The organism is Flavobacterium sp. B183, from assembly GCF_023539155.1.
In the GTDB taxonomy this organism is placed as follows: Bacteria; Bacteroidota; Bacteroidia; order Flavobacteriales; family Flavobacteriaceae; genus Flavobacterium; species Flavobacterium tructae.
Map to the genome: position 1 here is coordinate 4,782,931 of NZ_CP097434.1, position 13,090 is coordinate 4,796,020.

Sequence of the window (13,090 nt, forward strand, 5' to 3'; positions counted from 1 at the left end):
ATTAAATTATATTTACTTTAATGAATTATGATTATTGATACTTTTTAATTATTTTTGCTCCGAAACATTACCCATTTGAGATTATGATTAAAGAAAAAAATAATACTACACTTACTTTCGAAGATTTCAAAACTGAAGTAATGAACGACTATAAAATTGCGGTTACGAGCCGTGAATGTAGTCTTTTAGGACGTAAAGAGGTATTGACTGGGAAAGCCAAATTTGGAATATTTGGAGACGGTAAAGAAGTTCCGCAACTTGCCATGGCGAAAGCCTTCAAAAATGGAGATTTTCGTTCCGGATACTACCGCGATCAGACTTTTATGATGGCTATTGGCGAATTGACTCCAAAACAGTTTTTCGCAGGTTTATATGGTCATACCGATTTAGATTTTGATCCAATGTCTGCCGGAAGACAAATGGGAGGACACTTTGTAACACATAGTTTAAACGAAGACGGCTCCTGGAAAGATTTAACAAAACAAAAAAATTCAAGCGCAGATATATCTCCTACAGCCGGGCAAATGCCAAGGTTATTAGGATTGGCTCAGGCTTCCAAAATCTACAGAAATGTTGACGGAATTACTATTAAAGATAAATTTACAGTAGACGGAAATGAAGTTGCCTGGGGAACTATTGGAAATGCCAGTACATCTGAAGGCTTGTTCTTTGAAACTATAAACGCTGCGGGAGTTCTGCAAGTTCCAATGGTAATGAGTGTTTGGGATGATGAATACGGAATTTCGGTTCACGCCAGACATCAGACCACAAAAGAAAATATTTCTGAGATCTTAAAAGGATACCAACGTGATGAGGATTCCAAAGGTTATGAAATTTTCAGAGTTAAAGGCTGGGATTATGCTGAATTGGTTTCAACCTACGAAAGAGCCGGTGCTATTGCACGTGAAGAGCACATTCCGGTTTTAATTCACGTAAACGAATTAACACAACCTCAAGGACATTCTACTTCCGGTTCACACGAACGTTATAAAAACGCAGAGAGACTGGCTTGGGAAAAAGATTTTGACTGTATTCGCCAAATGCGTCTGTGGATGATTGCCATCAACATTGCATCTCCGGAAGAATTAGCTGAAATTGATTTTGACTTGAAAAAAGAGGTTCTTGAAGCTAAAAAAGAGGCCTGGAATTCTTTCATCAATCCAATTATTGAAGATCAGAAAAATCTTTTGGCTTTATTAGGACAAATTGCTGAAGCCAGCATCAATCATAAAGAAAGAATACAAAAATATATTTCAGAATTAAGCGCTATTAAATCACCTTTAAAAAAGGAAATGCTTGCCATAGCAAGAAAGATATTGCGTTTTATTGAAGTGCCAAACAGTAAGGTTTTATTATCCAACTGGATTACAAATTATATTGAAATTACACAACCAAGATTCAGCAGTAACTTATACTCTGATTCTGATTTAAATGTATTTTCAGTTGAAAAAGTACTTCCAAAATACGCCGAAGACGCGAAAGCAGACCTGGACGGAAGAATGATTTTACGTGATAACTTTGATGCCTTGTTTACCAAATATCCGGAGACTTTGATTTTTGGTGAGGATGTTGGAAACATTGGTGACGTAAATCAGGGATTGGAAGGTATGCAGGAAAAATACGGAGAACTTCGTGTTGCCGATATCGGAATCCGTGAAGCTACCATCATTGGTCAGGGAATTGGAATGGCTTTAAGAGGTCTGCGTCCGATTGCTGAAATTCAATATTTAGATTACTTACTATATGCTATCCAAATCATGAGCGATGATTTGGCAACATTACAATACAGAACGGTAGGAAAGCAAAAAGCACCGTTAATCATCAGAACCCGTGGACACCGTTTAGAAGGTATCTGGCATTCAGGTTCTCCAATGGGAATGATTATTAATGCCATTCGCGGTATTCACGTTTTGGTTCCAAGAAACATGACTCAGGCCGCAGGATTCTACAACACCCTTTTAGAATGTGATGAACCGGCTTTAGTAATTGAATGTTTGAACGGTTACCGTTTAAAAGAAAAAACACCTTTAAACTTTGGTGAATTCAAAACGCCGATTGGTGTAGTTGAAACGCTAAAAGAAGGTTCAGATATTACGCTTGTTTCTTACGGATCGACTTTAAGATTGGTAGAGCAGGCTGCTGTTGAATTGTTAGATCTAGGTATTGACTGTGAAGTTATCGACATTCAGTCTCTTCTTCCTTTTGACATCAATAAGGATATTGTAAAAAGTATTGCCAAAACAAACCGTTTGCTTGTAATTGACGAAGATGTTCCTGGTGGAGCTTCAGCGTTTATTTTACAGCAAATTATGGAAGAACAGGATGCTTACCACCATTTAGACAGTAAACCGCAAACACTTGCTGCAAAAGAGCACAGACCGGCGTACGGAACTGATGGCGACTATTTCTCAAAACCTTCTGCAGAAGATATTTTTGAAAAAGTCTACAGCATGATGCACGAAGTTAACCCTTCTAAATATCCAGCTTTATACTAAGAATTTAGCTCATTATACAAAAACTCCCCAAAAGAAAATATTTCGTTTGGGGAGTTTTTTTTAGTTTCAGGTTTGAAGTTTCAGGTTTGAAGTTTCAGGTTTGAAGTTTCAGGTTTCAGGTTCCACATCTCACATTTTACAAGCTTCCTGCTTAACCTGCTTCAATCAAATATCCTTTAAAATAGCTCTTGCTTTTTCTAAATCCTCGGCAGTATCAATTCCGATTCCAACATGAGTGGTTTCTACCATTTTAATTCGTTTCCCGAATTCTAAATAACGTAATTGTTCTAATTTCTCGGAAGCTTCTAAAGATTTCATCGGCAGACTGTAAAAATCCAGTAAAGCCCGTTTTCTAAAAGCATAAATTCCGATGTGTTGAAAATAACGTACCCCAACATCTTTATCTCTTGGATACGGAATTACCGATCTCGAAAAATACAAAGCAAACTGCGACTGATCGACCACCACTTTTACATTATTCGGATTGTTAATTTCGGTTTCATCGGTAATCTCACGCATTAAAGAAGCCAGATCTATTTTGCGTTCTCTATCGTCTTTAAACACAGACAAAACCTGTTCTAAAGGTCCGGCTTCAGTAAAAGGTTCATCTCCTTGTACATTTACCACAATATCAACATCAAGACCCGCAACCGCTTCTGCAATTCGATCACTTCCTGATTCATGTTCTTTAATACTCATAATAGCTTTTCCGCCCTGATTTACAATTTCATTATAAATTAAATCGGAATCCGTTACCACAAATACATCATCAAATAATTTTGTAGCGACGGTTGCCTCATACGTTCTTAAAATCACGGTTTTCCCTCCTAAATCCTGCATTAGTTTAGCAGGAAAACGTGTTGATGCATATCGTGCCGGAATTACAGCTATAATCTTCATTTTATTTTTCTTTTATAAACTTCTAAACAAATGTAACTATTCAAAACTAATAAGTTTAAAAAAAATATTCTTTGTCGCAATTTACAAATCTGAAAAGCAGCCCCTTAAAAAATACATTATATTTATCAGAAAAAACCGCTATGAAAAAACACCTGATTTTGCCCTTGCTTTTGTTAAACTTAACTTTTATTCCCTCGGCTTTCTGCCAAAAAAAATCTACTATAAACAATGCCTTTACAGATCGCATTTTCAACGGACAGGGGTATCAGCCTGCTTCCAGTCTGAAATGGAAATTTAAAACCGATGGTAAAATTTTCTCCTCTCCAGTTGCAAAAAACGGTATTGTTTATATTGGCAGCGAAGATGGTTTTCTTTACGCTATTGAAGAAAACTCAGGCAAAACAAAGTGGAAATTCAAAACTAACGGAGCTATCCACAGTACTCCCGGTATCTTTGAAAATACTGTTTTCTTTGGAAGTTTTGACGGAAACTATTACGCGGTAAACACTCAAAACGGGAAATTAATCTGGAAATTTAAAACCGGTGGAGAACATTGGTTTGGAGAAAAAGGCATATTTGGACTGAAGCCGGAAACCCAATACATGGAAGATTTATGGAGTTTTTATCTTTCGTCTCCTGTAGTTTACAAAAAAGAAAAACAAGCTGTTGTGTTATTTGGCAGTAGTGACGGAAATGTTTATTCGCTGGATGCCAAAACAGGAAGTTTAAAATGGAAGTTTAAAACCAATGGCCCCGTACACGGAACTCCGGTAATCGATCAGAATAAAATTTACGTTGGCGGCTGGGATGCTGTTCTATACGCCTTAAACATAGAAACCGGTAAGGAGATCTGGCGCTTTGCAACAGGAACAAAACCAGGTTTTAAAGGAATCCAATCCTCAGTAGCTGTTGCTGATGGAAAAGTCTTTTTTGGAGCCAGAGAACCATTCTTCTTTGCTCTTGAAGCCGAAACCGGAAAATTGGTTTGGAAATACGATGCCGAAAATTCCTGGGTTTTAAGTACTGCAGTTATTCAGAATAATACGGTTTATGTAGGAACATCAGACACCTATGCCCTACTGGCTCTGGATGCCAGAAATGGTGCCGAAAAATATCGATTTAAAACGAATGGCTACATCTATGATTCTCCCGCTATAGCCGGAAGTACAATTTATTTTGGTGATTTTACAGGCAATTTCTTTAGTCTGGACCTTCTTTCTAACGGGAAAAAATCTAAAACCATAAGTACTGAGAACCGTAAGCAATTTGCTGCTTCTGTCTTAAAAAATGATTTATTAGATTCTGGTCACGCTGCGCACTACACAGACCTTTCTATATATGAAAACAATAAAAAAGCAATGGATGAATTGTACAAACTGGGATCGATTGTTTCTTCGCCTTTTATCAGCAACAATACGGTCTACTTCGGAAGTGCCGACGGTTATCTGTATGCGTATAACTTAGAAAAAGAATCATAAATTAGGATACCACAGAGATTCACAAAGATGCCACGGAGATTCGCTGAGATTCTTTTTCTCCTGCTTCTGAAGATAATATTGAAGAGTTTCACGCAGATTTTTTCGCAGAATTCTGAATATATTCGACTAAGTTTAATCTGCTGAATCTGCAAAATCTGCGTGACAAAAATTACACAACATGTAAAAAAACTCCGTGAATCTCTGTGATATCTTTGTGCATCTCTGCGTAATAACCCGCAGAGATTCACAAAATCACATTACATTATTTTTACCGACGTCATGCTTAAAGAACCTGCCAATAGTTTATCATTAAACAAACTAAGTTCTTCTGACTTTTCTTTTAATCCTAAAGTATATAGTAATGGCAGATAATGCTCGGGAGTAGGAATTGCCAATTGGGTTGCTTTATTCATTTTTTCGAAGTCAATCAAAGGCTGAAAATTATCGTCTAATAAGTAACTGTTGATGGTTTCCCTCGCCTCAATTGCCCAATCGTAACCGTAATTGTCTTTATCAAAGTTCCTGAAATCGACCAATCGCAAATTATGAACAATGTTTCCGCTTCCAATAATTAGAACTCCTTTGCGGCGTAACGATTGCAGCTTTTGTGCCAACTCAAAATGATATTGTCCTGACTTCGTATAATCAATACTCAACTGAATCACAGGAACATTCGCTTCCGGATACAGATGTTTGATTACGCTCCAGGCACCATGATCCAGTCCCCAGTGCTCGTCTAAATCTACCAGCACAGGTTCTAATATTTTTTTAGTCTCATGGGCTAATTCCGGGCTTCCTTTTGCAGGATACTGCACCTCAAAAAGAGCTTGTGGAAATCCTCCAAAATCGTGAATCGTTCTGGGCATTTGCATCGAAGTCACTTTAGTTCCGTTGGTAAACCAGTGAGCCGAAATACACAAAATAGCATTGGGCTGCGGTAATGTCTTTGCCAGATTTCGAAAACCAGTTACAAACTGATTTTCTTCAATTGCATTCATCGGACTCCCGTGTCCCAAAAACAAAACCGGCATTTTATCAGTATTCGAAAACGAAGATGAAATCGAATGTAAGTCGTTTAGTGTTGTCATAATAAATGGTAATAACACGAATTTCACAGATCTTACCAATACTAAATCTAAAAAATTCGTGACAATTAGTGAAATTCGTATTTTATTCCTCGAAACTCTCGTCTTTAAAGCCTATCAAATATAACTTATTTTTAGCACGTGTCATAGCCGTGTAAAGCCATCTGATGTAATCGCGGTCAATTCCGTTTGGTAAATACGGCTGCTCGATAAAAACCGTATTCCATTGCCCACCCTGCGATTTATGACAGGTAATCGCGTAGGAGAATTTCACCTGCAAACCGTTAAAATATTCGTTTTCTTTTACTTTCTGAAACTTCTTGTATTTTGTACTTTCACCTTCATAATCTTTCATTACTTCCTCATACAAACGATTGGATTCTTCGTAGGTTAAGGATGGAGATTCACTTTTTATGGTATCTAAAATTAATACGGTTTCAAAAGGCTTTTGGTCCGGATAATCGACCATTCTGATTTTCACCTTTGCAAAATTAAATCCGTACAATTCCTTGATTCCAAAAAGCTCCAGAACTTCGATAATATCTCCATTCGCAATAAATCCTGCCTCATCTGTTTCTTTCAGCCAGAAATAATTATTCTTAACCACCATCAAAAAATCTCCTGCCGACAGTTCACTTTCTTTAAATAAAATTCTGGTTCGGATTTGCTCATTATACTGATTGGCTCTTTTATTCGAGCGAACAATAAAAGCAGTATCTTCAATACTATAATTACTGTAAGCCATATTGATAGCATCCTGAATGTCATACCCGTCCGTCAATCGAACAATATCTTTGAATCCTCTAACATTAAATCTAAACTCAGTAATAAAACTTTCCTTCAGCAATTCTCTTAGTTCTGTTGCATTGAACAAAATTCCCGAACTTTCTTCCTGACGCATTACCTCGTCCAGCTCGATATGTTCGACTTCTTTACCATAGTGAATCCCTAAAGTATGCGTATCCAAAGCTGGGCTAATATCCATATTTACAGGAGGAAGCTGCGCAGTATCTCCTAAAAGAATCATTTTACAATTGGTTCCCGAATAGACATAGGTAATCAAATCATCCAGCAGTGATGCATTATCATACAATTTTGAATCGGAATTATTATCAGAAATCATCGAGGCCTCATCGACGATAAAAATGGTGTTTTTATGTTTATTTAACTGTTTGGTAAAAGCTACACCTCCACCGGAAGATTTTTTCGGAAAATATATTTTTTTATGAATCGTAAATGCAGGTGTATTCGAATAACTGGCGATTACCTTTGCTGCACGTCCCGTTGGTGCTAGCAAGACAAACTTTTTATTAATATCCCCTAAATTGTTCACTATGGTCGAAATCACAGTTGTTTTTCCCGTTCCTGCATATCCTTTCAAAACAAAAATGGTGTCGTTAGCCGGTTCGGTTAAAAAAATAGCGATTTTTTGAAAAAAAATATCCTGCTTATAAGTTGGTGCAAATGGAAACTTTTTTTGCAAAACGCCGTAAAACAATGCTGAATTCATAGGGTAAATTTAAGATACAAAGTTCGTCTTTTTAAATGGCAATGCCAATTTAAAATTTTAACCCCAGCAGAATTCATAAAGAACTCTAAATTTATTTTTCACAAAAAAACTTTTCTTAACTTTCTTTTAAAATGAATGTGAAATTGTTTTTTGAAATTGCAATTATTATTGTTCCTTTTTAATTTGTAAGTTTGTGGTCGCCTAAAATTCCTTCTTGTAAAACAGGTAACGAATTGTAAATCAATATGTCATTACAAAACACTAACATCACTTCAAAAAATTACAAAAAGCTTTCTATTCAGGTTTCTCTGACCGGATTGTCATTTTGTTGTTTTGACACTTTAAATAATACGATTACTTCTTTAAAAGAAATTCATTTCGATACGTTTCACAAAACGACTAAAGTTGAAGAATTGTTTGGAGATGCTTTTAGAAATCACCCGGAACTAACGGAAACTTACGACGAAGTTTTAGTGATTCACAATAACAATCTTTCCACTTTTGTTCCAACGGCTTTGTTTGATGAAAACTACCTTGGAAGTTACCTGCAATACAATACAAAAGTTTTCGAAACTGATTTTTTTGCTTACGATCAGATTTCAAAATACCAAATGAATGCGGTTTATATACCGTATGTTAACATCAACAATTTTTTCATCGATCAGTTTGGCACTTTTGATTACAAACACGCCAACAGTATTTTAGTCGAAAAAATTCTGGACGCTTCAAGAAACAATGACGATAAAAAAATGGTCGTTAATTTCAACCCCGGTCATTTTGAAGTGATTGTAGTCCAGAATCAAAAACTATTATTATTCAATTCATTTGAATATCAAACACCTGAAGATTTTATTTATTATTTGCTTTTTACTGCCGAACAATTAAGTTTGAATCCTGAAAGTTTTCCGCTTGAATTATTAGGTACAATCGACCAAAACGATGCGTTTTATGCCATTGCATATAAATACATTCGTCATATATCCTTTCTGGATGTAAGCACCTTACAGCAAAGAAATAGCTTCACCACAGCCGAAAATCAAAAACATTATATCTTATTCCAATCATGAGAATCATTTCAGGGAAATACAAAGGACGCCGCATTTTTCCGCCAAAAAACCTTCCTGTAAGACCAACAACCGACATGAGTAAAGAAGCATTGTTTAATGTTTTGAACAATCATTTTAGTTTTGACAGTTTAAAGGTTTTGGACTTGTTTTCAGGGACCGGTAACATCAGTTTTGAATTCGCCTCCCGTGGAAGTGCTCCAATTACCTCAGTAGACGGTGATTTTGGATGCGTAAAATTCATCAAGCAGGTTTCGTCAGAATACGATTTTGACATCGCGGCAACTAAAAGTGACGTTTACAAATTTCTGGAAAACTGTAAAACATCCTACGATATTGTTTTTGCCGATCCGCCTTATGGATTTGACCAGGCAGCATTCGAAAAAATTGTAGTAACGGTTTTCGAAAGAGAATTACTTCACGAAGACGGTATGATGATTATCGAACATTCTAAATACACCAAAATGGATCATTTGAGTAATTTTTCTTTTCAAAAAAGCTATGGAGGATCTTTCTTTAGTTTCTTCGAATTGAACTCCACTGATGATGATGAAGAATTGCCAGACGATTCATCGACTAAAATAACAGAAGAAGACGAAGGGTAAACCTCGCTCTGCCAATACTGTCATATCGAGCGAAGTCAGAACATTTTAAGTTTAAAACTTCGCTCAGAAAGACAATTTCACAACTCTGTTTTATCTTATACGATCTGAGTTCTCCTCCATCCTTTTTCCTTTGAATTCGGATTCCTTTACTTTTCCAAAAGAATACTTTACAGAAACTGAAATCTCATGTTCATCAATCAAATATCTTGATTTTGAACTGATATTGTTAATGGTAAAAACTTCCGCTTCTGTTATACTTTTAAACACATTATTAAAACTTAGAGCACAGCTCCAATTTTTAAAGAACGTTTTAGAAACAGCCACATCTACGACCGTTCTTGCATTTCTTTCAAAAACTCCTTTGTACTGCTTTGCAATTGTCCTGAAACCAACCACTAATACATAATCTTTTGGAAGTCTAAATTCGTTATTGGAGTAATAATAAAAATAAGGTTTTGAAGACCTGAATACGGCCGAAGAGTCTTCAATTTTCTCTGAAACAAAAACCAAAGAGTTTGTAGTAGTCCAGAATCTATAAGTGAAAGGCAATTCAAAATCAAGAATCAAGGCGGACTCTTTCTCAAAATTCACATCTTTAAAAGTCATGATATTGAGTTCCTTATTAAAGAAAAAACTATTATAAACAGGGTTTGTATTTTGATAATACGTTAGCTTCACCGATTTATCATGATATTGAAATGTAGACGAAATCTCATTGACAATCGTGGGATCTAAATTAATATTTCTGGCATATAAAAAGTACGGATTGATATAGGTTGTTCCCTGACTTAAAGAAGAATAATTAGGTCTCGAGATACTTTTGGCATAATTAACACTAACACTCTTTAAGCTGTCTATCGGAAATGAAAGCTGTACTTTAGGGAAAAAATTAGTGTAATTTTTACGGATTAGAGGTGTCAAATCTGCTTTAAATTTCCCGTCTACCTTTGTATTCTCAACCCTTACTCCAACGGAGAATTCTACTTCTTTAATTTTTCCCGAAAATTGACTGTAACCTGCTAAATTTTGCTCTTTAAAATCATAATGACTAAACTCCCTTTCGTCATTTTCATAATGTAACAAATCAAAATCTGATTTGGAACCAGCAGAAGAATACAATCCTCCAATTTCAAATTTCATCTCATTTTCAAACTTCTTTTCAGCATCAATTCTACCCGAAAAGACATTCACCTTAAATTTTTGATCACGAAGCTGTGCCCATTCAAATTGAGTTTCGTTGTACTTATTCTTAACATTACTCCACAATGCCTGATCAAAATTAGACCACTGCAAGCCAGTAAAAACCTGTGCATCAATAGCTTTTATTTTTTTATTATAATTCAAAAAAGAGTTTACAAAATTCTTTCGGGTATCATTATCACTGTAGGTTAACACGTTATTTTCTATCTCTTTATTCTTATTATAAGTTATGGTATGAATAGGAAAAATATCTTTCTGAAGCTTACTGTTAACACTAAACGAAAAATAATCATCTTCATTTATCTTATAAAACAAACTGCCACCAAAAACAAACTGCCTTTTTTTAGAATAAGCCTCCACATCATATTTAGAAACAATTTCGGCTTCGGGAATTTGGTAATCAATACTGTGATTTTCCCAAGGTTGTAGCTGATTGTAATTAAAATTAGCCTTCCATTCCAGCTTGTTCTTTTTAAAACTGGTATTAAATCCGAGATAATTATTGTACTTTTTTTTAAAAGAAGCAACCTCAGAAATCTCCGTTTTAAAACGGTCTTTTTTACTAAATTTCCTTGTAATCAAAATTACAGCACGTCCTTCGGCCTCATATTTAGAAGATGGGTTCTGAATAATTTCGATCGTTTTAATATCGGCTACAGCCAAAGCATTCAAATCACTCATTCCTACTTTTTGATTGTCGATATAAATTAAAGGATTCCCTCTGCCCACAACAGAGATACTTTCTCTATCTGAACTGATTTGAACAGTTGGTAACTTTGCCAGCAAATCGACTGTATTAGGAATAACGTTATAAATAGAATTGGCAACATCAACTTTTACATTTCCGTTTGTATTGATAAAAGTCTTTTTATTCTGAGCAATCACAACTTCATTTAGCGTATTCGAAAGACTGTCTTTTGGGGTCTCGCTTTGTGCATATCCCGCTAAAGAAAATAAGAACAAAAAGAGAATTAAAAAAAGTTTAACCAGCAAGTTAATGTTCATTTTGGGTTTGATTTTAGTTTATAGTCCTGCAAAAATGCTTCTAAAAAAGAATTGCGAAAGTTAATTGAAGGTTAATGCGGCGTTAATGTGATTATTGTCTGACAAAAGGATTATTTTTGAATAGAGAATGGCCCCGAGATTTATACCCGTTTAATAAATCACATTGCAGTCATTAAAAAATTATGAAACACATAGATACATACGTAAAGGAGGCAAAAAAGAAATATCTTTCTTTCACATAAACGATGCGTATTTAAATAAGCGAAACGTATTTTTTTTAGGCAAACAAAACTATATTTCTATGTGTTAAAATTACATACGTTTAAACAAAACAAACCCGTGTAAACCAGTTTAATCTGTCGTATCAGTGTGGCAATAAAAACAACTCATGAAACAAAGAATCAATTTACTAATAGCTTTTTCTGTTATCGCTCTGATTGTTTTATCAACAGTGCAATGTTATTTGGTAAAAACAACCTACGATTATAAAGTGGCGCAGTTTCACACTGAAATTAAAAATAAAATTGCTGGGATCTCTAATGATTATAGTGACATAGACTCGGTAATAGTCGCCAAAAAAGAAGCACTTTTCCAGCAATTATCCGAAAATTACATTGAGGGAAAAAACAACAAGTTTGAGATCAAAAAGTATATTTTAGAAAATGAATATAGCGACGCTTTGACACAAAAAATTCAGAGCAAGTTTAAAAGAGATTTACCCGAGTTAAAAATAAATTTTGCGATTGTCCTTAATAAATTTGTTCTGTACCAAAATCCCGCAAAAGCAGACACCATTTTCTCTGAAAAACCTTTTATCCAAAACAAACTATATGGAAATCTGATCTCATTAAACCATGCCTTTTTAGTTCGGAATTATGTTGGAACAACCAACGGAACTTTTGAAAATAAGAATTACAAATTATTGACTGAGGATTCGATGTATGTTTCTGTAATTGACTGGGAAATGATCATTTTAAAACGAATGACTTTCGTTCTCATTTTATCTTTACTTTCTATAGCAACTCTAATAACTCTTTTTTTTATTGCCATAAAAGCATTAATCAAACAAAAGAAGGCCAACGATGTTAAAACCGATTTCATCAATAATATTACTCACGAACTTAAAACTCCTTTGACGACTTTAGGTATTTCGACCAAAATATTAGAGCGAAAAGACATTCGGGATAATGACGAGAACTTTAATGCGATCGTCAATACAATTTCACGTCAAAACAATCGTTTACAGAATTTGATTGATCAGGTTATGGCCAATTCGCTGGCAGAAAACGGCATCGAATTGCAAAAAGAAAATATCGAAACCGAAAATTTTCTATTGACGATCGTTAATGATTTTAAAATCACCTATCCTAAAATCGACATTAAAACCAATTTTCAGACACAGAAAACAAACTTGCTTCTGGATAAATTCTATTTGACTACTGCTCTTCTGAATGTTCTGGAAAATGCGGTAAAATATGGTTCGAACTCCATTACATTAAAAACAAAACTGAATCAAAATCAATTTTCGATTAGTGTTGAAGATGACGGAATTGGAATTGAAAAGAGCAAACAATCTCTTCTTTTTGAAAAATTCTATCGCGTAGAACAAGGAAATCTTCACAATACAAAAGGCTTAGGTTTAGGATTGTATTATGTTGATCAAATTATAAAAGCGCATCAGGGCTCTGTTAGCGTAGTGAGTGATCTTGGAAAAGGAACTCAGTTTACTATTTTATTAAAAGTTTAAT

At 35.0% G+C, this 13,090-nt stretch carries 9 protein-coding genes; 5 read left to right on the forward strand and 4 right to left on the reverse strand.

All coding sequences use genetic code 11. The annotated features are described in order from the left end of the window. Positions 1–83 precede the first annotated feature (83 nt). Positions 84–2,495 carry a thiamine pyrophosphate-dependent enzyme gene (locus M4I44_RS19485; RefSeq protein ID WP_017496655.1) on the forward strand — a complete coding sequence of 804 codons (2,412 nt, stop codon included), beginning with the start codon at positions 84–86 and terminating at the stop codon, positions 2,493–2,495. Positions 2,496–2,660: 165 nt separating this feature from the next. Here M4I44_RS19485 and kdsB read toward each other — a convergent pair whose 3' ends face one another. Next, positions 2,661–3,395, reverse strand: coding sequence for a 3-deoxy-manno-octulosonate cytidylyltransferase (gene kdsB, locus M4I44_RS19490; RefSeq protein ID WP_249965824.1), 735 nt, complete (start codon positions 3,393–3,395; stop codon positions 2,661–2,663). Positions 3,396–3,535: 140 nt separating this feature from the next. Between kdsB and M4I44_RS19495 the strand changes: the two genes are divergently transcribed. Beyond that, positions 3,536–4,873, forward strand: coding sequence for a PQQ-binding-like beta-propeller repeat protein (locus tag M4I44_RS19495; protein ID WP_249965825.1), 1,338 nt, complete (start codon positions 3,536–3,538; stop codon positions 4,871–4,873). A gap of 257 nt (positions 4,874–5,130) precedes the next feature. Here the strand turns inward: M4I44_RS19495 and ygiD are convergent, their stop codons facing one another. Then, the gene (ygiD, locus tag M4I44_RS19500; RefSeq protein ID WP_249965826.1) at positions 5,131–5,961 is read right to left on the reverse strand and encodes a 4,5-DOPA dioxygenase extradiol; all 831 of its coding nucleotides are present in this window, start codon (positions 5,959–5,961) and stop codon (positions 5,131–5,133) included. A gap of 82 nt (positions 5,962–6,043) precedes the next feature. Beyond that, positions 6,044–7,468, reverse strand: a complete 1,425-nt coding sequence (locus tag M4I44_RS19505) for an ATP-dependent RecD-like DNA helicase (RefSeq protein ID WP_249965827.1) — start codon at positions 7,466–7,468, stop codon at positions 6,044–6,046. 245 nt (positions 7,469–7,713) lie between these two features. Between M4I44_RS19505 and M4I44_RS19510 the strand changes: the two genes are divergently transcribed. Together M4I44_RS19510 and M4I44_RS19515 are read left to right on the forward strand one after the other, a co-directional pair. Beyond that, positions 7,714–8,535 (forward strand): DUF3822 family protein, encoded by an 822-nt coding sequence (locus M4I44_RS19510; RefSeq protein ID WP_017496660.1) that lies wholly within the window; start codon positions 7,714–7,716, stop codon positions 8,533–8,535. Next, positions 8,532–9,137, forward strand: coding sequence for an RsmD family RNA methyltransferase (locus M4I44_RS19515; RefSeq protein WP_017496661.1), 606 nt, complete (start codon positions 8,532–8,534; stop codon positions 9,135–9,137). Before M4I44_RS19510 ends, M4I44_RS19515 begins: the two co-directional genes overlap by 4 nt. Before the next feature lie 90 nt (positions 9,138–9,227). Here the strand turns inward: M4I44_RS19515 and M4I44_RS19520 are convergent, their stop codons facing one another. Continuing rightward, the gene (locus tag M4I44_RS19520) at positions 9,228–11,342 is read right to left on the reverse strand and encodes a TonB-dependent receptor domain-containing protein (RefSeq protein ID WP_017496662.1); all 2,115 of its coding nucleotides are present in this window, start codon (positions 11,340–11,342) and stop codon (positions 9,228–9,230) included. 388 nt (positions 11,343–11,730) lie between these two features. Here M4I44_RS19520 and M4I44_RS19525 point away from each other — a divergent pair, with 388 nt between their 5' ends. Then, positions 11,731–13,089 carry a sensor histidine kinase KdpD gene (locus M4I44_RS19525; RefSeq protein WP_249965828.1) on the forward strand — a complete coding sequence of 453 codons (1,359 nt, stop codon included), beginning with the start codon at positions 11,731–11,733 and terminating at the stop codon, positions 13,087–13,089. The last annotated feature ends 1 nt before the right edge of the window (position 13,090 follow it).

What these genes read in the sequence shown, in the direction of transcription:
- M4I44_RS19510 (WP_017496660.1), top strand. Translation starts at nt 7,714, where the DNA reads ATGTCATTACAAAACACTAACATCACTTCAAAAAATTACAAAAAGCTT.
- M4I44_RS19485 (WP_017496655.1), top strand. Translation starts at nt 84, where the DNA reads ATGATTAAAGAAAAAAATAATACTACACTTACTTTCGAAGATTTCAAA.
- M4I44_RS19525 (WP_249965828.1), top strand. Translation starts at nt 11,731, where the DNA reads ATGAAACAAAGAATCAATTTACTAATAGCTTTTTCTGTTATCGCTCTG.
- M4I44_RS19505 (WP_249965827.1), bottom strand. Translation starts at nt 7,468, where the DNA reads ATGAATTCAGCATTGTTTTACGGCGTTTTGCAAAAAAAGTTTCCATTT.
- M4I44_RS19520 (WP_017496662.1), bottom strand. Translation starts at nt 11,342, where the DNA reads ATGAACATTAACTTGCTGGTTAAACTTTTTTTAATTCTCTTTTTGTTC.
- M4I44_RS19515 (WP_017496661.1), top strand. Translation starts at nt 8,532, where the DNA reads ATGAGAATCATTTCAGGGAAATACAAAGGACGCCGCATTTTTCCGCCA.
- kdsB (WP_249965824.1), bottom strand. Translation starts at nt 3,395, where the DNA reads ATGAAGATTATAGCTGTAATTCCGGCACGATATGCATCAACACGTTTT.
- ygiD (WP_249965826.1), bottom strand. Translation starts at nt 5,961, where the DNA reads ATGACAACACTAAACGACTTACATTCGATTTCATCTTCGTTTTCGAAT.
- M4I44_RS19495 (WP_249965825.1), top strand. Translation starts at nt 3,536, where the DNA reads ATGAAAAAACACCTGATTTTGCCCTTGCTTTTGTTAAACTTAACTTTT.